At 39.2% G+C, this 22,759-nt stretch carries 24 protein-coding genes and 1 pseudogene; 9 read left to right on the forward strand and 16 right to left on the reverse strand.

What is annotated here, in order from left to right:
- The first annotated feature begins 146 nt into the window (after positions 1-146).
- A complete protein-coding gene (locus I6N96_RS10260; protein WP_209557459.1) occupies positions 147-620 on the forward strand; it encodes a GyrI-like domain-containing protein in 474 nt (157 codons plus the stop codon).
- A 250-nt stretch (positions 621-870) separates the two neighbouring features.
- Here I6N96_RS10260 and I6N96_RS10265 read toward each other — a convergent pair whose 3' ends face one another.
- Positions 871-1,590 carry a DNA alkylation repair protein gene (locus tag I6N96_RS10265; protein WP_245186918.1) on the reverse strand — a complete coding sequence of 240 codons (720 nt, stop codon included), beginning with the start codon at positions 1,588-1,590 and terminating at the stop codon, positions 871-873.
- Between the two features lie 181 nt (positions 1,591-1,771).
- Here I6N96_RS10265 and I6N96_RS10270 point away from each other — a divergent pair, with 181 nt between their 5' ends.
- Positions 1,772-2,245: a GNAT family N-acetyltransferase gene (locus tag I6N96_RS10270; RefSeq protein WP_209557460.1), complete on the forward strand. Its 474-nt coding sequence runs from the start codon at positions 1,772-1,774 to the stop codon at positions 2,243-2,245.
- Positions 2,246-2,335: 90 nt separating this feature from the next.
- Here the strand turns inward: I6N96_RS10270 and I6N96_RS10275 are convergent, their stop codons facing one another.
- The gene (locus tag I6N96_RS10275; protein ID WP_209557461.1) at positions 2,336-2,986 is read right to left on the reverse strand and encodes a hypothetical protein; all 651 of its coding nucleotides are present in this window, start codon (positions 2,984-2,986) and stop codon (positions 2,336-2,338) included.
- 395 nt (positions 2,987-3,381) lie between these two features.
- Here I6N96_RS10275 and I6N96_RS10280 point away from each other — a divergent pair, with 395 nt between their 5' ends.
- Positions 3,382-4,764, forward strand: a complete 1,383-nt coding sequence (locus tag I6N96_RS10280; RefSeq protein ID WP_209557462.1) for an MATE family efflux transporter — start codon at positions 3,382-3,384, stop codon at positions 4,762-4,764.
- Between the two features lie 248 nt (positions 4,765-5,012).
- Here the strand turns inward: I6N96_RS10280 and I6N96_RS10285 are convergent, their stop codons facing one another.
- A complete protein-coding gene (locus I6N96_RS10285) occupies positions 5,013-7,358 on the reverse strand; it encodes an ABC transporter ATP-binding protein/permease (RefSeq protein ID WP_209557463.1) in 2,346 nt (781 codons plus the stop codon).
- Positions 7,359-7,678: 320 nt separating this feature from the next.
- Between I6N96_RS10285 and I6N96_RS10290 the strand changes: the two genes are divergently transcribed.
- Positions 7,679-8,359, forward strand: coding sequence for a response regulator transcription factor (locus I6N96_RS10290; protein WP_209557464.1), 681 nt, complete (start codon positions 7,679-7,681; stop codon positions 8,357-8,359).
- A complete protein-coding gene (locus I6N96_RS10295) occupies positions 8,346-9,380 on the forward strand; it encodes a HAMP domain-containing sensor histidine kinase (RefSeq protein ID WP_209557465.1) in 1,035 nt (344 codons plus the stop codon). The genes I6N96_RS10290 and I6N96_RS10295 overlap by 14 nt, the downstream gene beginning before the upstream one ends.
- 182 nt (positions 9,381-9,562) lie before the next feature.
- Here I6N96_RS10295 and I6N96_RS10300 read toward each other — a convergent pair whose 3' ends face one another.
- The 10 genes from I6N96_RS10300 to I6N96_RS10345 all read right to left on the reverse strand — a co-directional run bounded on the left by I6N96_RS10300 (position 9,563) and on the right by I6N96_RS10345 (position 17,656).
- Complete coding sequence (locus I6N96_RS10300; protein ID WP_209557466.1) at positions 9,563-10,180, reverse strand: TipC family immunity protein; 618 nt, start codon at positions 10,178-10,180, stop codon at positions 9,563-9,565.
- 19 nt (positions 10,181-10,199) lie between these two features.
- Positions 10,200-11,846 (reverse strand): hypothetical protein, encoded by a 1,647-nt coding sequence (locus I6N96_RS10305; RefSeq protein ID WP_209557467.1) that lies wholly within the window; start codon positions 11,844-11,846, stop codon positions 10,200-10,202.
- Entirely contained in the window at positions 11,843-12,208 is a 366-nt protein-coding gene (locus I6N96_RS10310) for a hypothetical protein (RefSeq protein ID WP_209557468.1), read from the reverse strand. The genes I6N96_RS10305 and I6N96_RS10310 overlap by 4 nt, the downstream gene beginning before the upstream one ends.
- A 2-nt stretch (positions 12,209-12,210) precedes the next feature.
- Positions 12,211-12,495, reverse strand: coding sequence for a TIGR04197 family type VII secretion effector (locus I6N96_RS10315; protein ID WP_209557469.1), 285 nt, complete (start codon positions 12,493-12,495; stop codon positions 12,211-12,213).
- A gap of 216 nt (positions 12,496-12,711) precedes the next feature.
- Positions 12,712-13,332 (reverse strand): GyrI-like domain-containing protein, encoded by a 621-nt coding sequence (locus I6N96_RS10320; protein WP_209557470.1) that lies wholly within the window; start codon positions 13,330-13,332, stop codon positions 12,712-12,714.
- Between the two features lie 175 nt (positions 13,333-13,507).
- Complete coding sequence (locus I6N96_RS10325) at positions 13,508-14,068, reverse strand: helix-turn-helix transcriptional regulator (protein WP_209557471.1); 561 nt, start codon at positions 14,066-14,068, stop codon at positions 13,508-13,510.
- Positions 14,069-14,297: 229 nt separating this feature from the next.
- On the reverse strand, positions 14,298-15,125 hold the full coding sequence (locus I6N96_RS10330) for a class I SAM-dependent methyltransferase (RefSeq protein WP_209557472.1): 828 nt from the start codon (positions 15,123-15,125) through the stop codon (positions 14,298-14,300).
- A 362-nt stretch (positions 15,126-15,487) separates the two neighbouring features.
- The gene (locus I6N96_RS10335; RefSeq protein ID WP_209557473.1) at positions 15,488-16,048 is read right to left on the reverse strand and encodes a DNA-3-methyladenine glycosylase I; all 561 of its coding nucleotides are present in this window, start codon (positions 16,046-16,048) and stop codon (positions 15,488-15,490) included.
- A gap of 112 nt (positions 16,049-16,160) precedes the next feature.
- A complete protein-coding gene (locus I6N96_RS10340) occupies positions 16,161-16,646 on the reverse strand; it encodes a GNAT family N-acetyltransferase (protein ID WP_209557474.1) in 486 nt (161 codons plus the stop codon).
- A 281-nt stretch (positions 16,647-16,927) separates the two neighbouring features.
- On the reverse strand, positions 16,928-17,656 hold the full coding sequence (locus I6N96_RS10345) for a C39 family peptidase (protein ID WP_209557498.1): 729 nt from the start codon (positions 17,654-17,656) through the stop codon (positions 16,928-16,930).
- Positions 17,657-17,890: 234 nt separating this feature from the next.
- Between I6N96_RS10345 and I6N96_RS10350 the strand changes: the two genes are divergently transcribed.
- A complete protein-coding gene (locus I6N96_RS10350) occupies positions 17,891-18,262 on the forward strand; it encodes a hypothetical protein (RefSeq protein WP_209557475.1) in 372 nt (123 codons plus the stop codon).
- A gap of 200 nt (positions 18,263-18,462) precedes the next feature.
- Here I6N96_RS10350 and thiT read toward each other — a convergent pair whose 3' ends face one another.
- Entirely contained in the window at positions 18,463-19,071 is a 609-nt protein-coding gene (thiT, locus tag I6N96_RS10355; protein ID WP_245186919.1) for an energy-coupled thiamine transporter ThiT, read from the reverse strand.
- A gap of 479 nt (positions 19,072-19,550) precedes the next feature.
- Here thiT and I6N96_RS10360 point away from each other — a divergent pair, with 479 nt between their 5' ends.
- Together I6N96_RS10360 and I6N96_RS10365 are read left to right on the forward strand one after the other, a co-directional pair.
- The gene (locus tag I6N96_RS10360) at positions 19,551-19,934 is read left to right on the forward strand and encodes an ACT domain-containing protein (RefSeq protein ID WP_209557476.1); all 384 of its coding nucleotides are present in this window, start codon (positions 19,551-19,553) and stop codon (positions 19,932-19,934) included.
- Between the two features lie 161 nt (positions 19,935-20,095).
- Positions 20,096-20,485: a DUF1622 domain-containing protein gene (locus I6N96_RS10365; protein WP_209557477.1), complete on the forward strand. Its 390-nt coding sequence runs from the start codon at positions 20,096-20,098 to the stop codon at positions 20,483-20,485.
- A gap of 225 nt (positions 20,486-20,710) precedes the next feature.
- On the opposite strand, the gene I6N96_RS10370 is transcribed toward I6N96_RS10365, so the two are convergent.
- Positions 20,711-21,493, reverse strand: a complete 783-nt coding sequence (locus tag I6N96_RS10370) for a hypothetical protein (RefSeq protein WP_209557478.1) — start codon at positions 21,491-21,493, stop codon at positions 20,711-20,713.
- Positions 21,494-21,719: 226 nt separating this feature from the next.
- On the opposite strand from I6N96_RS10370, the gene I6N96_RS10375 reads away from it, so the two are divergent.
- Positions 21,720-22,466 carry a class A sortase gene (locus I6N96_RS10375; RefSeq protein ID WP_209557479.1) on the forward strand — a complete coding sequence of 249 codons (747 nt, stop codon included), beginning with the start codon at positions 21,720-21,722 and terminating at the stop codon, positions 22,464-22,466.
- Between the two features lie 28 nt (positions 22,467-22,494).
- On the opposite strand, the pseudogene I6N96_RS10380 reads toward I6N96_RS10375, so the two are convergent.
- Positions 22,495-22,759: pseudogene (locus tag I6N96_RS10380) on the reverse strand (IS5/IS1182 family transposase); the annotation flags it as partial.

Here is a 22,759-nt window from a genome sequence, read left to right on the forward strand (position 1 = left end):
ATGACATGATTCGGCACTCTGCCATGATAGACTATAGAAAACAATGCATTGTTTCACTTATTTTATCAGAGTTCAGCTTGTGCACCTTCTAGAGAGCGTGATTACTCTGATAGTGATTCTTCCTTAAAAACGAAAGGAGCATGACCATGAACATCGAAAAAATCACAAAGCCTGAGCAAATCATCATCTCCATTACCCATACAGGTCTAAACGTTACAGAGCTTCCAAAAATCATTGGACCAACCTTTATGGAAATCGGGAAATATATTTCTGAACAGGGCGCCGCCATACTCAGTAATCCATTTGTCTCCTTTAAAAACATGGATGAAACCGGCAAGCTGGACGAATCACAAATTGAAATGGAGATTGGTTTTCCTGTAGACAAGCTGATTCCTGAAAACGAGTCGATCAAAGCCTATCGCTTACCCTCATATAAAGCTGTATCTGTCCTATATGTAGGTGATTATGATCAGGGGATGATCGACATCTATCGCCGGCTTTTTGAAGAAATCAAAGCAAACGGCGGGATCTTCATGAATCGCTCTTACGAATATTACCTAAGCGACGAAGAAATCGACCTGTCAAAGCAGGAAACAATCATTGAACTGCCCTATCGCTAATAAAAAGAGTGTAAGACAATAACCAAATTAGGAATTGTCCCACACTCTAAACACGAATAAACGGCGAGCCAAAAGCAGCTCCTTCGAAATTCAGCCGAAATTGCTTTAGCACACAGCAACCACCGCAGTAGAGCTGATGTGGCAAAGTACCTACTTGGATACTGAAAATAGGAAAAGCTATTTTCGTATACTTCTTCTTAATTCTCGGAGCATTCCACTTTTGGCTCAGCCTCTTCTTCATATACTATTCTTATACTTCCTTACCCATTTTTGACTTGGAGGAAATCAAGCGACTGCGACCACTGACTTTCACTAACAAAGGCAGCTCCTTCAGTGCATCTTTTCCGATCCATTGCTGTGCTTTAGATTCTTGCTCAGTTAGCCAAGCAGCGGCCTCTATACTCATTTCCCTTGCTTCCTCATTGGTTTTCCCAAGCTCTCGTAGTGCCCACGAGGCAGCTTTTTTTACCAATAGACGATCATCTTCACTATTTGTCTTGATCAACTCCAGATACGTATCGATTTCATCATTTGTCAGTTCTGCATGTGTTGAGGTACTGGCAATCAGTGTGAACGCTGCACGTTTATAGTACAGACGATCCTCTCCAATCCAGCTTCTGATCCACTGCCCATAGTCTTCTTTTTTGATCAACACAGTTTTACAGAATAAATCACATAAATCCCATGAATAGATTTCTTCCATAAATGAGGCAGTTTCTTCATCACTAAAATCAGCAGGTCTCAGTGCCAGCACGGCAAGAATTTTACATTCATGGTACCCTGTCTGCCAAAGCGCCTGAATAAACACCTTGTCCTTCGGCATTTTCTTTGCCAGCTTCCTCAAATCCGCTGTCGCAACACCAATCGTTTCCGCTTCTGGTATTCCCAGCTTCACAACATTTTTCTTATATTTTTCTGAGGCATGCTCTTCTAAAAACAGCAGTACTTCTTCAATCATCATAGTTCTCATCTATCCTCCTGATTTACCGCAGAAAAGGAGTCGCTCCATTGAATGTCATTACCGATTTTTTTCTGCTTTTCTCTACTGTACTATAAAAATCAGTAGACGCCTATAATGTTTTAAAAGGATTTTGTGAAACTCCATAAGTATTGTACAATCAAAATAGCTTAAGAAAATCGAGGAAATGATCATGTATTTAAAATCAAACCGTTGTCACATCCGTCCATTTGAAGAAGAGGATCTGAAGGCGTTCATTACGTATCGGAATAATCTTGACTGGATGAAATACCAAGGCTTCAAAGGCTTATCAGAAGAGGCCTATCGGGAAATACTCCTGGTTCAACAAAAACTAACAGAAGGTGCACAGCTCGCCATCACTTTATCAGCTACAACACAATTGATTGGTGATATCTATTTAAAAGAGGAGCAAGATACCATTTGGATAGGCTACACAATTGCTCCAGCTTATGCACGACAAGGTTATGCCGGCGAAGTCGTCCAAGCCCTATGTAATCATTTGATGGCAGAAGGATACGCCACTGTGAATGCAGGAGCTAAACCGGAAAACACGGTCTCAATACGGCTATTGGAGAAGCTCGGCTTTACTTTCATTGAAAGAGATCAACACGGCGAATTGATCTACCAGCTGCCTCTTGATAAATAGTCCGAATTCATATAGTAGACAATAAAAAGAACTGGTAAGCTATTCTCTTGAATCCTTCACCAGTCCTTTTTTATTATTCTTTTTTTCAGTTTACAAAATAAAGGCAATCGCTACAAACAGATATGCCCAACGAATATCCTTTTTGCATAGGACAAAGATACAGCCTGCAGCTAATGAAAAGAATATTGTATAAAGCCCACCGAAAAATCCTTGTAATAAAAAGTGCATCAAGCCCCATGTCAACGCAAGAAAAAGACCGCCTGTAGGGAATTTTTCTGATAAAGAAAACTGTTGTTCAAAAAATGCCTGCCCAAAAGCCACGGTTACGACAATCAAGCCTGTTTCCGCCAAATAGTATATATTTCTAAAAATAAATGCTGGTACACTTTGCTGCAAATCACCATTGAACTCGACGATTGGTTTGAAGCCGCCAAATCCGAAGGTTGAAACAGCAATGATCAACAGAACCAGCCCTACAATTAGAAGTAGTGCCTTACTTTCAGGCGTTTTTCTTATTTCAAACAAATCAAAGCCAAACTTATTCTTTGCATAGCGAGCAAGAAGGTATGCCGCACCAAACCACAGCACAGCTGTCAATGCGCCATTCATAGAAATACTCAAGCCTTCTTTTTGAAATAGACCGACGACCATCCCCAAGATCAATTCCAGACTAAATCCGGCAAAGCCGTATAGCCCGAGCCACAAAAATTCAATCGGTTGTATCTTTGATTTCTCCACCATATTTATACCAATCCCTTCACTTCTTTTCCTCAATAGTATAACAATAGTTATTAATAAAATCAGTAAGCTTCTCATCATTTACTTGCTAAGAATTGTTGATCCTTAAAAAGTACATGAACAGTCTTTATCCTTCCTATCTAAAAATCAGTCAGCATACACGAAGAAAATAGTTTTTATTATGATTCATTGATTTCACACACTACTCATCCAGCTTCTCCCTTCTATATAAGCAGTAAAAACCAGTGTTCTTTTTCAATTCTGGCTTACAGCCAAAAATTCCATTAAAAAATTAACATTTTTCAAAAAACAACTAGACTTTTCCATCAGATTGAGTATCATAGGCTAAAGTATTAACAAAACAACTCGGGAAATAAAAAATAGGAGGTTCTTTATTTATGAGAGAATTAACGAATGGTAAACCGTTGAAGCTGATATTTTTATTTACAATTCCTCTATTGATAGGAAATATTTTTCAACAGTTTTATAATATGGCCGATATGATCATCGTCGGACAGACACTAGGGAAAAATGCGTTGGCTGCGGTTGGTGCCACTGGTAGTATCACGTTCTTGATCATCGGGTTCGCTCAAGGACTGACTTCCGGTTTATCCATCATCACTGCTCAGCGGTTTGGAGCAAAGGATTACCAAGGGGTCAAGAAAAGCTTCGCTGTTAGTATTTTTATCAGTGGGGTCGTTACGTTTATCTTAACGGTTCTCAGCTTAGTATTTGTTCGTCCGCTGCTGTTATTGATGCAAACACCAAAAGAAATTTTGGCCGATGCACAAACCTTCATTTCTATTATTTTGATTGGTATTTTTGCTGCGATGGCCTTCAACTTATTGTCCAACATGATTCGGGCATTAGGAGACAGCCGGACACCACTTGTATTTTTGATTATCGCAAGTGTCATCAACGTGGTGTTGGACTTGGTTTTGATCATTAATTTCCATATGGGTGTTGCCGGGGCCGGAGTCGCCACAGTTACTGCACAGATCGTTGCCAGTCTGCTTTGTCTGATCTATATTCAACGACGCATCCCTAACTTGCAGATTCGTAGAAAAGACTTTTCGTTTGATAGAAGAGAGATTCGTGATCACTTGAATGCAGCATTGCCTATGGGCTTTCAGACATCGATCATCGCTATCGGTGCCATCGTCCTGCAAGGTGCGCTGAACAGTCTAGGGACAGATGCCGTAGCGGCTCAAGCTGCTGCTGGGAAAATTGATCAGTTTGCGATTCAGCCTATGATGTCCTTTGGGATCACCATGGCGACATTTACTGCTCAAAATTATGGCGCAAAGAAATATGGACGAATTCTTGAAGGGGTGAAAAGCGCCTTAGGGTTGAGTATTATCTTCAGCTTCTTCGCCGGTGGTATCGTGATTTTCTTCGGTCGTCAGCTGGTGACACTGTTTGTCAGTGCCAGTGAAACACAGGTCATTCATCTGTCACAGATATATTTCAACATTAATGGTAGTCTTTATTGGGTATTAGCTATCTTACTGGTCGTTCGTTACACCCTTCAAGGGCTGGGACAAAGTGTTATTCCAACTCTTGCAGGGATCATGGAGCTAGTCATGCGTTCATTTGCAGCAATCCTTTTAACCGCAATGTTTGGTTATGTTGGAGCGGCGGCAGCTTCTCCTCTTGCCTGGATCGGCTCAACTGTCGTATTAGTCTTCTCCTACTTCAAAGCCATCAAGCGACTGAAACAGTTAGAGGCGGGTATCCCTCCGGAAATGCTGGATCAAAAACCTGTGAAAGCCGGTTTATAGAATCACTAACATACAAAACGAGGCCGAGACAGAAGTGTTTAGCTACAAGCAGTAAGCCGGAATTCACGAAAATTGTTTCACAAATTTTTGTTGAATTCCGGCTTATTGTCGTAGGAGCTGCTTCTGACTCGCCGTTTATTCGGATTTAGGGTATGGAAAAGAGTGGAACAGATTATTGTCCCACTCTCGTTTTTTCTATAAATCTTGTTCCGCATACTTTCTTCCTGTTTTAAAAAGTATGTGTACGATTATTCTGTACGTAAAGCTTCAACCGGATCTTTCTTCGCTGCCCATTTGGCTGGAAGTGCGCCGCCAAGCAATGTTAGAACAACACTGATTGTAATCAGCAATAACGCATGAAGCGGATTCAGCTGTGCAACATTTGTCAACCCTGTCATTCCTTCTAACACAATATTTGTTGGAATCGTCAACAGGTAGGCAATACCGATACCTAATAGACCTGAGCACAAACCAATAATCAACGTTTCTGCATTAAACACTCGGGTGATATCCTTTTTACGTGCACCTAATGCGCGAAGAACACCAATTTCTTTGGTTCTTTCCAATACAGAAATGTACGTAATGATCCCAACCATGATTAGGGAAACAACCAATGAGATAGAAGCAAAAGCAATCAGCACGATAGTGATTCCATCCATGATGCCGCCAGTCATATCTGTCATTGTTTGAGCCAAGTCAGTGTAAACGATTTTATCTGCATTGTCTTTGCCGTCATTGTATTTGTCCAAGTATTTAACGATTTCATCTTTCGCTTCAAAGTTCGTTGGATAGATAAAGACCATTTGCGGCATACTGTCTCCGCCCATGTAAGCCAATGTTGACTGCTTCGTTGTATCATCCAATTTTTCCATCGTCATCACATTTGTATCAGAATCTTTTTGTGCTTTAACAATTTCAGAATCTTTTTCAAGATCGATGATTTCTTCCACCAGTTTGTCACTATAAGCAATCCCGCTACTCAAAACAGCAACCTGTGTATCTTCCTTCTGACGAACGATTCCGCTGATTTTTAATGTTTTTGCAGCAGTTTTATACATTTCATCATAGTCACTCTTTGGTACAAAATTACCAAAATCAGTTTTTTCATAGTAGCTATCATTACCTACCAGCTTCAGCTCTGTTCCAACGATATCATCAAAATTGATGCTGTCTTTATCTGTGATATCAAAGCCCATATTTTTCAGGATACTTTCATCCACACGGTTTTTGCTATCCAGCACTAATACAATATCATCTGTGCTTTCCGGATAGCTTCCAGCCATCACATCATAATTTTTTTTCAGATACTCATTGGTTGAACCATTTGTTGTTACCGGGTAAGAGGACAAGCCTGCACTGCTCATACTTGATAATGCACCCATTCCGCCGCCGGTAGTCGAAGCATCCGAGCTGAAGTTCACTTGCTCCGCCTTACCGTCTACTTCTCTTAAAAGATTCATGCCGACTACACGTGTATAGCCGATACTGCTTGCTAAATCTTTATCCATCTTGTTCAAGTAATCAATGTAATCTTCGGTGATTTTGTTCGTATGCATGATACTTGATTCTTCCGGATTATACAGCGTTACTTTATCTGTCTTGGCATATTCATCCTTACTGCCGCTAGAATTGCTCTGCATTTCCTGAAGAGATTCCTCATCCATGTTCATTGCCTGTTTAGAAATCGTGATTGGGTATTCTGACAGTGCATCATTCTGGAATGAATCAATTTGCTTTTGGAACCCATTGGATAAGCTCAAGATCAACGCAATCCCGATGATCCCGATACTTGCTGCAAAAGCCGTCAAACCTGTCCGCCATTTCTTAGTAGCAATATTTTTTCCAGACAATTTTAACGCTGTCCAAAAGCTCATGCTAGTTTTCTTAAGCTGATAGTTATGGTCTTCTTCATATTCTTCATAGGGGTTCGAATCATCTACAACATGTCCATCACGGAAATTGATTGTTCGATCTGCATATTCGCCTGCCAGTTCAGGGTTATGGGTAACCATGATCACCAGCTTATCATCAGCAATTTCCTTGATCAGATCCATGATCTGTTTACTGGTTTCAGTATCCAAAGCTCCGGTCGGTTCATCTGCCAGAATGATATCCGGATCGTTCGCCAAGGCTCTGGCAATCGCAACCCGCTGCATCTGTCCACCAGACAACTGGTTCGGCTTCTTATGGGTATGCTCTTTCAAGCCAACCTTTTCCAGCACTTCTAAGGCACGCTTTTTCTTTTCAGCGGCAGAAACACCACTAAGCGTCATCCCCATCTCAACGTTATCCAGAATACTCAAGTGAGTGATTAAATTATAGCTTTGGAAAATGAAACCGACACTGTTGTTTCGATACGCATCCCATTCACCCTGCTTGAAATTCTTCGTGGATTTCCCGTTGATGATCAAATCACCACTATCGTATTGATCCAATCCACCGATAATATTCAGTAAGGTTGTTTTCCCGGAACCACTTTGTCCTAGAATCGCAACAAACTCATTTTCTCGAAAATTGATGCTCACACCATTCAACGCGATTTGTGTAAATTCTCCGGTTGTATAGCTTTTCTTTATGTCCTTTACCTGAAGCATAGTACTATCTCCTCCATCTCATCATTCAAAACCAATCAGTTCCAAGGGCCTCTGCTCCTCTTTACCGATGATCCGCCCCTCTTCCTACATTTTTATACAAGCACCGCAAAAATGTATTATGCAATCAGGACTTTTCTACATCACTCAGGCTATCACTCAATTATGTACTCAATATGAACAAAATTCCTTTCTCTTAATAAAAAACGCTTTCAATTCATTCTTAAAGAAAACTTAATAAGACATCATCTATCGAAAACAATAGATATTTTTGCAATTCTGGGGTATTTTAGTGTATATACGAAATGGAACGGAGGGAAAACATGATCACAGTTCTTGTTGCTGAGGATGATCGCAATATTCGCACACTGATGACCACCCTATTAAAGCAGGAGGGCTACCATACAGTAGAAGTCGATAATGGAAAAGATGCGCTAACAGCCTTGGAAGAACATCCAGTCGATCTACTGATCGTAGATATCATGATGCCAAAGCTTGATGGTTATCAGGTCGTAACAGCTATTCGCAAAGATAATTTGAAGCTGCCGATTATCATGGTCACAGCTAAAGAAACGGCCGAAGACAAGAAAAACGGCTTTCTGACTGGTGTGGACGATTACATCGTGAAGCCCATTGATTTCGACGAATTTCTCCTTCGAATCAAAGCGTTGCTTCGCAGAGCACAAATCAACCTCGAGGGTCGACTAACTGTCGGCGAAACTATCCTTGATTTTAACAACCTTTCTGTTTCTAAAGGGAAAAATTATGTCGAGCTTCCGAAAAAAGAGTTCTTGTTACTATACAAGCTGTTGTCTTTTCAAAATAAAATCTTTACCAGAGAACAGCTGCTGAACGATATCTGGGGCATCGATTCACTGACTGACGAGCGAACCGTAGATGTTCATATCAAAAGATTGAGAAAAAAATTTCCCGAGTCAGGCGATTTTTCCATCATCACGATTCGTGGATTAGGATACAAAGGAGTAGCCAATGAGACGAAATAGCCGATCGATGTATGTTCATTTTTCCTTTATCATTGCGATGATTTTATTAGTTGCATCTATTGTTGCAGGGATTTTTCTGTTTTTACTGATGCAGCTGGGAATCATCAATTCTTTAAAAGGTTACCCAGTCATTCGATTGATCATCACTTTGCTTTCCTGTACAGTCGTCGGTACAGTTATTGCTGCCGTTTTCAGTAAACGAATCCTGCGTCCGTTAAATGAAGTTGTCGAAGGAACTCGACAAATAGCCAACGGTAATTTTGATATTCAGATTCAACCGACCGGCATGAACAATGACCTAGAGGATCTTGTGCAGAATTTCAACCTGATGGCCAGAGAATTAAGCAATGTCGAGCTGGTTCATAAGAGCTTCATCAATGACTTTTCTCACGAAATGAAAACGCCGCTGGTTTCGATCAACGGTTTTGCCAAACAGCTGCAAAATCCAAACATATCCGATAAGGATCGAAACGACTACCTGCAAATCATCGCAGAAGAAACAGAACGGTTAAGCTCATTAGCTTCCAATGTCCTGCTTCTTTCAAAAGTAGAAAATCAAGAAGGCATCACCTTAAAAAAGGAACGGTATTCATTGGACGAACAGCTCCGCCATGCCCTGATTTTACTGCAAAAAAATTGGGAGACAAAGAACCTGAATATCGAATTGAATCTCCAACCGATTTCCATCATCGCCGATCCCGACCTATTTATGCAAGTGTGGCTGAATATCCTTGGTAATGCGATTCGCTATACAGAACCGGACGGGACAATAGAAATAAACTGCTACAAAATCGGCAACGAGGTTAAAGTCAATATCAAAGATGACGGCATCGGTATGTCAGATAAAGTAAGACAGCATATCTTCAATAAGTTCTATCAAGGAGACAGCTCCCATCAAGGCCAGGGGAACGGGCTCGGATTACCGATTGCCAAAAGAATCGTGAATCTCCACAATGGCAAAATCACAGTGAAGTCCAAGCTAGGCAGCGGCTCAAGCTTTGTTATTATTTTACCTCAATGATAGTTGCAGGTTCTTCTTTTCTCCTTAAAACAATTCACACTTAACCAACTAACGTCGAATAAATACCCCTGAAAAGCTTGAGAATATCAGCTTTTCAGGGGTATATCTTTTTTATTTTTAACCTATACACCTTATGGTTGGTTTTTCCATTCGCAGAATATTTTGCCTTTATCTCGCTCATCCTATTCAAAGATACTCGCTTGAATATATTTTACGTCACCCAAATCATCTAAGCTATAGTTACTCTGATTCACGTTTAACCAATCCGACACAATCAATTGGTTAAAAACTTTATCTGTTTCTTCCTTTAAATCTGTAATAGAAATCTTATATTTTTCTAAATAGTCGGTTACCTTTTTCGGATTTTCTATATCTTCTGGATAATTTCCGTCCGAATTTAACTGGCTCTGTACAATCCGAACCTTCTCTATTAGTTCTTTTTTTTGAACATAGTAGTGATAAGATACATTTAAGATCAAGCTGTCTGTCAGTTCTTTTGACAACGAAAAACCTATCTCTTTCGTTTCAAAATCAAAACTTACTGTGACACTGTCAATATTTTCCGGCAAATATTGTTTTTTATAACTTCTCAAAATAGGAAAATCTGGACCAACATCCTTATATGATTGTTGTTCTATTTGCGGCACAGCAGCAAATCCTATTTTTTGATTCGATTTGATTGCGGTTTGTTCTTCTTGATACATTTCATCAAAAATATTCTTTTCTCGTTTTTGCATTAAAACAAAACCTCCCAGCCCCAGACACAAAACGATCAGACCGATACTAATTATTTTTTTCATGCTCATAACTCCCGAAAATCTATTCATAGTAACTTTGCATTTCATTTTGATTATCCTTCAAGCTCATCAAGAAATTATACGAGTCTGGATAATGTTCTTTCACATATGCCCATTTTTCCTGCTCAGTCTTTTCTACAGGCACATAGTTCTGTCCTACTTTCTTATAGTTAGGTGGTGATAGAGAATTCAAGACTTCTTTTGTCGTATAATCTATTCCAGTATTTTTATCAAAAGCTTCCACACGAGTATAGTCACCATCACTAATAGCTGCATAATATTGATTAGAAGCTTCAATATATGAAAGATTTTTATCTTTCATAATAGCACTGATGTTGACTGCATCCAAATCAGCCTTATAATCGTCATTTCCCATACTCGGTGTTTTCTCTGCTTCTCTCGTCGCATCTCCTCGCCAACCTGCCAGTTCTTTTCTATTCCCCATCAAGTTTGCTAAAAGCCAGTTATCATTCAAAATGGTCGCGGTCGTTACTGACTGATGCGTATAATCTGCTTTATTACTGAAATTTTTCCGATTATTATTCCATAACCGATTGAACTGTTCATTAGTTAAAGGTCCATATGCGGCCTCTGCTTTCTTTTTATAGCTGTTGTAAGTATCCTTATCACTTTTTAAAATATCTTCTGCCGATTTAGGCGTGCTTCCAGAGAACTCGTGTTGAACAGCTATATTATAACGCAGTTTTGCAAACTCCTCCTTGGAAATTCCCAAATCCTGAAAAATTTCTTCCAATGATTTCTTTATCCTATATGAGTATCCTCGCTCATCTTCATACATCTTAGAGAAATAACTCGCCAAGTCACCAGCAGTATGATCCCAGTTGAAACCTGAATAATTGATTTCTCCTAAAATACGATTAAAAAGAAAATCTTTTTCTTCTTCTGACATTTCCGGGAATTTCTCATCAAGCCCTTGCCTCATCTTATAGATCAATGCTGCGGTCTCTTCGTCATAGCCATACCTTTCCTGCAGCATCAAAATAAATTTTGCTTTCTCACTTGAATAAATGTTGTCCCAAGTACTATTTATTTTCTTTGCCCAATTCATATCTAGACTATCAACCGAAAATCGACCTGTTGACGCATCCCATCCCTTTCCACTTTGAGCTTCGGCCAGTCCACTCTGCAAATCAATCTCTAAATCAGCGATTTCGGAGAAAATACTTGGTGATGTTGCGTGAAAGCTCCTTAATTTTTCCAATAAATCTTTCAATTTATTTTTTCTATTCTCATTGATTCTGATTATCCAATCAAAAAAAGAGAGTGAGCTATTCGAGTCTGCTTTTTTAAGGACATCCCTTAATCTTTTCCATGAGACTATAGTGTCTTCAACTGCTTGAAGTTCACTTTCCAGTTCTGATTCTTTTAGTGATATCGAATCAACTGATTCTATATACTCCTTTGGAAATTTCTGTGTACACTCTGCAATTTTCTCACTTAATAAAATAGCTCCTTTGATTAAAGGAACATGGACTTGAGAAAAATATCCCTTTGCATTTTTGTAAGCTGCCGCTTCTAATTGGTTGTCATTTACAAAGGCATTGATTGCCTGACTCAAATTACTATAGCTGTTTTGATTGGTGCTGCAAACAGAAGAGATACTTTCACCTTGTTGTTGAGATAAGTCCAGATACATATCAATGCTCATTTATGTTCACCTCGCTCATAATCAAGGGCTTTTCGCTGTTGAGTGATTTCCTGCTGCTCATCTCTCAACTCATTTTCCTTCTTTTTAATATCTTCTAGCTCTTCGGTCAAAGATCCCATTAATTGCCTAGAGCATGTCCTTTCCTCTTCCTTCAATTCATTTAATTGATAAAAGATCCTACTTCCCATCAACATATCCTCAATTCGTTCCTGCTGACTCAAAGCCCTTCGCTGGTTATCTTCTGAATCTTCGGATAACTTAACAAAAATTTTCTTCCTATCTTCTAAATCATAAATTGTTTCTTGAAGCTCACGTTCCTCTGAGATGAGTTGATCGATTTGTCCACTTGTATCATCCTTCATATTTACCACCAGTCCTTTGCGGGAGCTATTCCTTCATAAATTCGCTCATCCATCGCTTTAAATTCCTTGGCAATCGAATGAAAATTTTTGCTGTCGGTGGAAATAACAGAACAGATTGCCTCAATTGTCGCTTTCTCCTTCTCAAAAGACTGATGAGCATTATCATTACCAGAAACAGTTGTCTTTGAATCTAGCTCAGGATCAGAACAATCTGACAATAAATCCAAAGCTGAAGCTATTTCAGTGGCATACTGCTTAGCTACCTCTTCATTACTTCTGACACTCAAATAAATCCCTCCTTATTTTGTATAATATATTTTATGTACACTAATAAAATCCATATTGTAAGCACTTTAATAGTAACATATTATTTTTTTATGGTAAATATCAGTTTACAAAAGTTCAGAATATCCTATTCAACACAAGAGCAAAATTAACAAAAAAATAATAGACTCCCCTTTGGATTAAGTGGGTGTCTATTATTCTTCTGTTCACACACGCTGCTACTTTACAAAATACCGCAGCACGGTTTTCATTTTTTCTGTCTCAGTCTTTCTCGCATCTGTCAAATAGATTTCTTTATGGGCCAAGGTACGGCGAACCAGTCCATTTTCCTTACAATATTGATCCATCTGCTTAAAGCTGGCCGGCTCATCATCATAGGAGCCCAAATGAAGCATCTGAACTGAATGACCATCTTCCAGCTCTTCAAACTGTACATGCTCATTTTCCTGATTGGGTTTCTTTTTACTGACCTGTTCCTTGTTCATCAACGCCAAATCCACTGTTATAAAATCCGGCTGTCTGATCATGATTTTATAAATCAGGTCGTCCTTACTGAAGCTGCCGTCTTCTTGAACATCCTCTTTATCCAGCGTCCAAATCCCTTCCAATGGATAAACTGTATATTCCATATAGCCATCTGGTGTAAAACCATTTTTCGGCATCATTCGAATTCCATAAGACATAGCATACAATGCAGCGATATGTTCTCCAAACAGCTCACCATTCGGATTGCCCTTTCCTGTAATCGTATAGAATTTCTGCTTAGGTACAGTCAGTTCCATTGGTTTTTGCTTCGGTAAGTACAGTTCCTTTTCTTTTTTACGCCATTCATGCTTCATACTATTACCTCCTAGATTTTACCTGCTCTCATTTGATCGTCTTATACCGACCTCTTCCTGTTTATTATAAACCATGACGTTAAGGAGAGAGTCAACAGATTAGCTAAAAAAAGTAAATTAGACAGGATCATACAAAAAATCACCAAAAACGAAACCGCCTTTGATGATTCTTCTTTTAAAATAACGTCAGTACAATATACGCTAAAATTCCTGTCAGCACTGCTGCTCCGATTGGCAAAAGAATTCTTTGCTGCTTCAATTTTTTCTTCTCCGCTGCCTTCTGTGCCGGCGTCATTTCTTCATCCTTCATAAAATTCAATATTTCCATATACGTCTTAACATCGTATTTTTTCTTCATTCTTTCCACTGCTATAGCAGCAGCCATTGCGATGATCCAGCTCACTGCTGGTGCGATTGCTCCCAACCATCCAAAGCTACGAACCAAGGGTAGTGTAGCAATCATCAGGACAAATCCTCCGACCATGACCCCCGCAAGAATATTCATTTTTCTGATTTCGACTGTCTTTTTCATCATTGAAACATCTCCTCTCACTAATTCGTCGAGAGAGACTTCAAAATAATCACTAAGCAGCAACAGACTTTGTAAATCAGGATAGCTTCTACCTGTTTCCCAATTCGAAACGGTTTGCCTTGAAACATGGACAACCTCTGCGAGCCCTTCCTGAGAGATCTGTTTTACTTTTCGGTGTTTTTTTAATTGCTCACTGATTTTCATAAAATCTCCTTTCGACACCTTAAATATAGCTGAGAGGTATTCTTTACTCTACCAAAGCTCTTTGACATATGCAAAAAAGCACTGATAAAACTTTTTGACAACCCTATTGTAACAGTCTTTTAAATTGAAAGAGAGAAAAATAGTTATTTCCCCTAGATATATTTCTCTCTTCCGCTCTTCCAACAAAGTTGTCAGCCTCCTAATAACCACTTACAAAATAATCGTTATTTTATTTTTCCGCAACAACAGCTAATGTTTCTCCTGCCTCCTCATACAAGCGCCCCACTACATCTTTGTATACTGCTTTCACAGTAAACCCTGCTTCTTCCAGTTCACGTGTCAATGTCTCTTCTGTAGAGAAATATTTCCAAATATTATAGATACATTTTTCATTTTCCTTTAAAACAATAGCTTGCTCCAACACAGTATTTTCTTCATATTTTTTCGAACGATTGAGCACAACATGTTCTCCTTCTGCCCAAAAACTACTCTGTTCATGAACACTCCACGATGTCTCTTCATTGAATGCTGTCAATTGGGTGGTTGTAAAATTATCCATCAGCAGCTGGCCGCCGTTCTTTAACGCCCCATACATATTTTTAAGCAGTGTCTTACGCTCTTCCTTGGAAAGTGCCCCATAATCACAATAAATCAACAACGCCAGGTCGTAGCTTTCCTCCGGCTGCCAGCTTAAATAATCCCCATGAATATAGCGAATCGGCAGCTGTTGTTTATTCGCAGACGCAATCGCCTTTTCAATTGAACGTTTGGAGAAATCGATTCCAGTGACAGTGTAGCCCTTTTCAGCCATTCGTTCTGTGTAAAGACCAGGCCCACAGCCGAAATCAATGATTTCAGAATGATTATCTTGTGGAAATTGTTCCTCGATCCAGTCTGCTGAAGCATCAATAAATGAGCGCTTTCTGCTGGCACCATCAAATTCCGGATCAAGATGGGCCTGCAGCAATTGACCCGAGATATACGGATCTGTCCAGATACTTTCCGTTCCTTTCTGATAAATTTGTGGTAGTTGATACATACATAGTTCTTTGTTCACTTGCTTTTCCTCCTAATTGACAGTAACGGCGTTTCAATCCATTCCACTATTCTGCTGCTGCAGTCAACTATCGTTTCTACGCTTCGTATTTGACTACAGCAAAAAAGCCATAGGGTAATTTACCCTATGGCTCGCAAAGTAACGGAGTGGCTAGAGCAAATAAAATCAATGAACGTACACTTAAACAAACACTCCCTATGGAATGCTTCTGTACTTCTTCAAATTGATTTTATCTACTCGTTTCCAATTCTTCTTACCCAGATGACAACACTGGATCAAGGAGAGTCGGATGCTTCACCGTCCCTGTGTTATTTGTATTGGATTCCAGAATAGCACAAATCCTCTGAAAAAAACAACTATTTTTAAACTGTTCTTCTAAAGCAATGGGGCAAATGATCATCTACCAAGCCCATCGCCTGCATAAAAGCATAAACCGTTGTTGTACCTAAAAACTTGAAGCCTCTTTTCTTCAAATCCTTGCTGATTTTATCAGAAAGCTCCGTCGAAGCTGGAACCTCTGACATGGTTGACCACTGATTGATGATTGGCTGACCGTCAACAAAAGACCAAATATACGTGTCAAAACTGCCGAATTCCTTTTGAATCTCCATAAATCGATTTGCATTTGTGACCGCAGCTGCAACCTTCAGTCTATTTCTGATAATACCGGGATTCTGAAGCAGCTCAGCTTTTTTTTCATCTGTATACTCAGCAATGATTGTATAATCGAATTGATCATACGCTTCTGTCAAGGTTGCTCTCTTCTTCAATATCGTCGACCAACTCAGCCCAGCCTGCATACTTTCTAGAATTAGAAACTCAAACAGCTTCTGATCATCATGAACAGGTACACCCCACTCCTCATCATGATAAATCTGATCCAGCTCGTTACTATTAGCCCATTCACACCGCATTCTTTCCATAGTGATCTCCTTATCGCTTTTTTAACTAGGATACCACAGGAACGTACGTTCGTAAATCGAATTCTCTTCTTTTTACTAAAAACAGGCAGCATTCGAATCTCTATTATATTTATCACAAAATCTTTTCGTAATCCATTGCCATTCCGGCGACATCTGGATTTTGATCATTTTCACGCTTTTGAACAAGCGTAAATCCTACACTCATGTAATTCCTTTGGGCAGGAACTAGATACTCATTGGTAGTTACAATGATCTTTTTTGCATCTAATTTAGCTATACGATTCACAGCTTCCTGCAGCTGCTGCTGTCCAAATCGCTGCCCCTTATATTCTGAAGCAATGCAATTATGACCGATTTCAACATGCTCAGGTACATTTCTAGGGTCCCAACAAATAAAACCGATTGGCTTGCCGTCCACAGCTGTCACAAAACCACATGCATCTGCTATATGTAAATTATCATAGAAAAATTCATCTGCCTCTTTCCAATTTGATTCCCACTCACGCGCCATATTTTCATCAAATGAATAGGCGTCATTAAGCAATTCATACATCGTTCCCTTAGAAAAGCTGCTGAATTTATCAAATACTATCCCCACAGAAAATCACCCTCCTAATTCATTTTTTAGATTCTGCTAAATCACTCTAAATGCAGCATTTCACAATCACACATACAATTACAAACCAAAATTAGAGAGCAGGAAATCAACGGCTTCAGCTTCTTAATTATCAGATAATACGATCATCTAGATTTTTTCCCATTGCCTTCTCAATCCACTATCCCTTATGCCACCAATAGATAATTTTATTTTTATTAAAAAACTGGAAGCGATTCTTGCCATTTCGCTTCCAGCTCTTAACTAATATTTGTTTCTTCTACTTACTTATAAATCGCCCAGTAATTCATTGCCTCACTAGTCAGCTCTTCTGCCGTATATTGAGTTTTTGAATGTCCTTTTTCTTCCGAGTCATTCGGATCATTCAACCAGAATTTACCATCACTGTATCCTGTAAGTACCATAATATGTCCGGTTTCTGTAAATTTCCCAGGCTGTACAGAAATAATCACTGGATGACCTTGACTTAAATGACTTTCCACAGCGGTGATGTCCAGCACTTCTTCAAACAGATAGCCTTTTACTGTCGCAAAGTCGCCGAATATCGTCCAGTTGGTTCCCTGTCCCTCAACAAAATAATTATCCTGTGACCAATCAAGAACCGCTTGCGGCAGCACTTCAACTCCATCAAGGTAGGAAGCCACCATAGATAATGAAACGATGGCACAGCCATTCTTCTCAAGCGTATTATTTTCTCCTGTCCCGTAAGGCGTTGCTTTCCAACGCTCGTCTGTCTGCAGCTGCAACGGCACCTTGATTCGTCCGGCAAATTTATCCTGCTGAATATCTTGATTGACTTGCTCCACATAGCTTAACTGTACTTCCGGCTCCGGCTGTGAAGTAGATTCTGTTGTTTTCGTTTTCTGCTCTGCGGGTTCTTTCTCCTTAAATAAACTGGAAAATCCAGCGTCCATCGGTGCAACTTTTCCCAATAAGGCTCCCACTAAAGCCGCAGCAACCAATAATCCGATAATTAATTTTTTAGGGTTCATCTTCTGATTTTGTCCCAATCGTTTCACTCTCTCTTCTATAAAATAAATGGTCATCAATTTTTCAACTAAATGTATCTCTTTTAATCTTACCTAAACACTGAAAAAATGCAACTCTAAATATCCTACCAAAAAGGGAACATATTTTCTTGAAATTTAAACAAAATTTAGTTAAAATAAGGATAAATGCGGGAAATTGCTCAAATACATTATCTTTACAACAATGGAGGTAGAAGAATGGATAAAGGTCATAAATCAACGATGAAAAGTATTTCTAAGCTTATTACTCAGTCTTCCCATAACTTCTTCTCGTCTTTTTTGGAAGACAGAGACAGTAAAGATAAAAAGAATCACTCTAAAGAGCGGGAAGAGCTTCTTAAAGAACTGCAGTTAGCTGCTGCACAGAAGGCCTTGGTTGTTTTACAATTGAAAGGTTCTTCTCCCAATCAGAAATTCGAAACAGTTTCCGGCTGGATCGTTTCCAAAAATATCGTCGACGCAATCATGCTTCGGACTCAGAACGATTCACAACAAATCAAAATGATCCCTGTTAAGCAAATCAAAAAAATGAGCATGCTTTCTATAGCTGACAAGCGACATATCAAATAGTTGATTATAAATATACTAGACCCCCGTCTTTATAAAGACGAGGGGTCTTTTTTGCTTCTTGCATAAATCCGTCTTCACAGCAAGCCCCACTGTACTAAAAATGAATAATACAAAAAACGCCTATACCATCACTCATCAGAGTAACGATGTACAGGCGTTTTCTTATAATTGTTCAACACACAGCCTGACTACCTAAAAAATTATTTATTTCGAGACTGCCCGATAATATAATGCCCATCCTTAGGTAAAAGCAGCTTCGGTGAAATTTTCACGACCAGTACTAAAACAACACTGACCATCACAGCATTGGCAACTGCGCTTCCGCCATTGAAGATAAAAGAATACCAGTAAGGACTCATTCCCTCAGGGGCATATGCTCCCCAGACAAACACACCTGCCCAATAATGCCAGAACCAGCGAGACAATGCCGCTGTTACACTACCTAAAATAATATAGCGTGCTGCCTTCCCCGATTCCTCAGAAGAAACTGCCTGTTGGATTTTAGCTGAAAAAAGACCGCCCATTCCACCAAACGCAAACGCAAATGGATATTCAAAAATAATCTGCGGCACGGAAATGAAATTTTTCATTGCAGAACCTAATACGATACTCAACAAGCCCCAAATAAACCCAGCTGTGATCCCCGGCAGCGCCCCTCGACGAAATGAATACAGCACCAACGGAATCAGACCTAAAGATAGATCAAATGCCGCATTAGCTGACTCCAACGGAATAAAGGATAGAGCCATCGCCATTGCCGCAATAACTGTCCCTTCGATCCATACACGTAAATCCATTTTTTTTGACATAAAAAAATCCTCCCTTAAATTAGAACGAACCATTCAACAAAGGAGGAGTAATTATCTATCTACTCCATCACAACTTCCTACGCACGTATTAACGTAACAGGTTCAAGGGTTTAGAGTGACCTCATTCTCAGCAGCAAAGCTCCCCTATGTGATGGTGTTCTATTCAATTAGTCTGTCTTTTAAAGACAGGAATAGTGTAGCATAAAGAAAATGCTCTGTAAATCGCCGTGCTCCTTGTTCAAAATAAATTCTATCTATGATAGACTGGAAGAAAATAGGTTGTGAGACAAAGCTGCTCCATGCTTCAACGAGCCTTATTTCGTGCGATTCTCGAAGCATACAGTGGTTGGAATACCACTTATTCAGTTTTAAGAAATTATAATATGCTTATATCACCGTCTATTATCGAACTATCGGAATAAGAAATCCGATACTTAACAATCCAAGAATTTACAACAATAAATAAAAGGAGCGCTATTATGAAATTAAAAATTCACGATGCTGTTGACTATTCTGTTATCAAGTTCCCAGCTGCAGCACCTGTACCAAAAGAATTCCCACAACTGAAATCCTTTAAAAGCATTTCTTACACAGAGGAAGAGTGCTCTGTGATCGTTCCGACAGATACAATCGATTTGAATGCTGCACTTGCTGTTGATCCAGGCTGGTTTATTATCCAGATCGTCGGTGAGCTGGATTTTTCACTTGTTGGAATCCTTACACAGCTGGCAAATCCATTAGCTGAAAACAGTATTTCCATTTTTGCATTGTCAACATATAATACAGATTATTTGCTGATTAAATCAACTGAGAAAGAAAAAACGATCCGAGTATTAGAAGAGGCCGGACATACGTTCAGCTAAGCCTCTATCTGCTTTAAAAGGAAATACCTATGAAGGACAGTGGGTACAAAATCCCTCTTTCTTCCGTTCGCCTTCCCTTATGCAGATCACGTTAAAAAAAGAAGATGCTGCATGGAAAAGAAGGCGAAAAATAACCATTGGCATAATTAGGAGTGATTTTTATGGAACACTTAGCCGAAACAATATTGAATGGCTTGATCCCCGTCTTTGATCTGTTTATTCTCTGTCTGAATATTTTATCGATCATTATTTTACTTTGGGGCGTCGTTCTGGCAGCCTATAATTTTTTCAAGGATAGTCTGTCCAAGGAAAAGAAGCTGGAAACAGTCAGAAGCAACAACTTAATCAAAAACCTGCTTGGCAGCTACATTCTGCTAAGCCTGGAAATCCTGATTGCTGCTGATATCATTGAATCCATCATCAAACCAACCTTTCAGGATATTTCCAAGTTGGCCGCGTTGGTTGTGATTCGAACGGTGATTTCCTACTTCCTGCATCGAGAAATAGAAGATGCCGCAAGAGAATTAGAAAAGAATGAAGAGAACAAATAATCTGTTGCCACTCTTTTCCATACCCTAAATCCGAATAAACGGCGAGTCAGAAGCAGCTCCTACAACAATAAGCCGGAATTCAACAAAAATTTATGAAACAATTTTCGTGAATTCCGGCTTATTACTTTTGAATTACTGTGATTGCTTACAAAGTAAGCAGAGCAGATGCTGAAAAGTACCTACCTGGTGCTTGTAGCCAAACACTTCTGTCTCGGCCTCTTTTCTTTATGCATGTTTAGGAAGCTGAATTCCTAAAGGTTCTTCTTTATTTTCAAAATACCATGTACGTTTTGCAGAGTTATAAACCAGTGAAGCAATCACCGGATCTTCCTTGTACGCTGCATTTTTTGTTTTCCATAGAGAATCCTCGATCATATGGATAGGCACTCGGTATTCTTTTCCACGTTGTTCTGCGTCATCAAAGCTGAAAACAACTCCTTCTTGCAGGATTGGTTTCATTTCCTTCAACAGCTCACTGCTCATTTTATCTATAGAAATATTTCTACGGAAAAAGCTCTTTTTATCATTCAGCTTTTCCAGAATGACTGCTGAAATCTTGTTAGCCAATATCCGATAGAATTCATCAATATAGCGATAATACACGCGCGTCATTTGATCTGCAAACTCAAAAAAGACAAAGTTGTTTTGTAATTTATAGAAAAAAGGCGAATGCAGGCTGGTTTTGGTATGGCCAAAATACAGTAGCTCTGAAATTTCCAGAGGCGTAAGCTCTTTCAGCATAGCAACATCTGAAAAGTCCATCCACTTGATTTCTTCATTTTTCCTTCTGCGGTTTATACTTGAAAAGTTTTGATTGACACTTTCCTCACCGCGAATGATCTTCAAACCACTGTGGCGTTCGTATTCCCCATCTTCTGTATAAGGGTTCAGCAAAAGCAGATTTTTGGGCGTATGCACAATTGACTTAACAAAGTCAGTGTGGTCGATCCCTTTAGATAAAACAGCATTACTTGTAATATCCACATGTACATAAATTAAGTCCAACATTTACCGATCACCTCTTTACAGATTTCTACTTCTTTCATTTTACATTACTTGTTACAAAAATGCTTATTTCTTTTTGTTTAAAATTCAATTACAAAATCTACTGATTCAGTCACATTTGTCTATTTACTGTATTTTTTATCCGTACCTTTTTTGTTTAAGATTCAGATAAAAATATATAGTTTCAAGTTAAATTATGATAAACTATAAAAAAATAGGAGTGTGAAGCATGAGTTCAAGAAAAAACACGCGCCCGGCGCCTCGTAAAAAGAAGAAAAAAAAGACAAATTGGCTGATCAATATTTTGCTGTTTTTACTGCTTGTTGTAGGCCTTGCATTAATTTTTAATACACAAATCAGAAACTGGTTGATCCAATTTAACGGAAAAGCCTATAATGTCGAATCCTTTACCAAAGAGGATGTGGCGAAAAATTTAGACGCAGATACTACATTTGATTTCGATTCAGTAGAATCCATCAGTACTGAAGCAGTACTTAGAGCACAGTTTGAGAACAAGAATCTGCCTGTGGTCGGAGCGATTGCTATTCCCAGCGTAGAAATCAATCTGCCGATTTTCAAAGGATTGTCCAACGTTGCTCTGTTAACTGGAGCTGGAACGATGAAGGAAGATCAGAAAATGGGCGAAAAAAACTACGCCTTAGCCAGTCACAGAACATTAGACGGTGTCTCTTTGTTCTCTCCATTAGAGTATGTAGAAATCGGAAAACTGATTTATATTACTGATCTGACCAGTATCTACACCTATAAAATCACTTATAAGGAAAAGGTAGATCCTAGCCGAGTGGAGCTGATTGAAGATGTCGATGATAAGAAAATGATCACTCTGATCACCTGTGGAGATATACAAGCAATCACAAGAATTGCCGTTCAAGGAGAGCTGGAATCTGTCACACCAATCAACGATGCAAACGATGATATGCTGAATGCCTTCCAAATGGAACAGCGGACGGCTTAAGCGAGACGTTTGTTGGCTCTTAAACAGCTTATCGCTTCATCAATGATAGTGCAGTCAACACAATCAAACAAAGAATCAGTAAGAGAGTGGGACAATAGTCTACTCTCAAAAAGAAAACAAGTCTGATTTTGATGATCAATATCAAAATCGGGCTTGTTTTTTCTTCTTTTCGTCTCTTTCTCTCCATGTGCTTCCCTAATTTCCTTAGATTTAGAGCCATCAGTGCCAAACCAACATCAATCTTCGCTCCTTGTTTTCCACGCAAGTGGAAACGATGGAACCCCAAATGAGCC

It is taken from the genome of Enterococcus larvae (genome assembly GCF_017830045.1).
Taxonomy (GTDB): Bacteria; Bacillota; Bacilli; order Lactobacillales; family Enterococcaceae; genus Enterococcus_L; species Enterococcus_L larvae.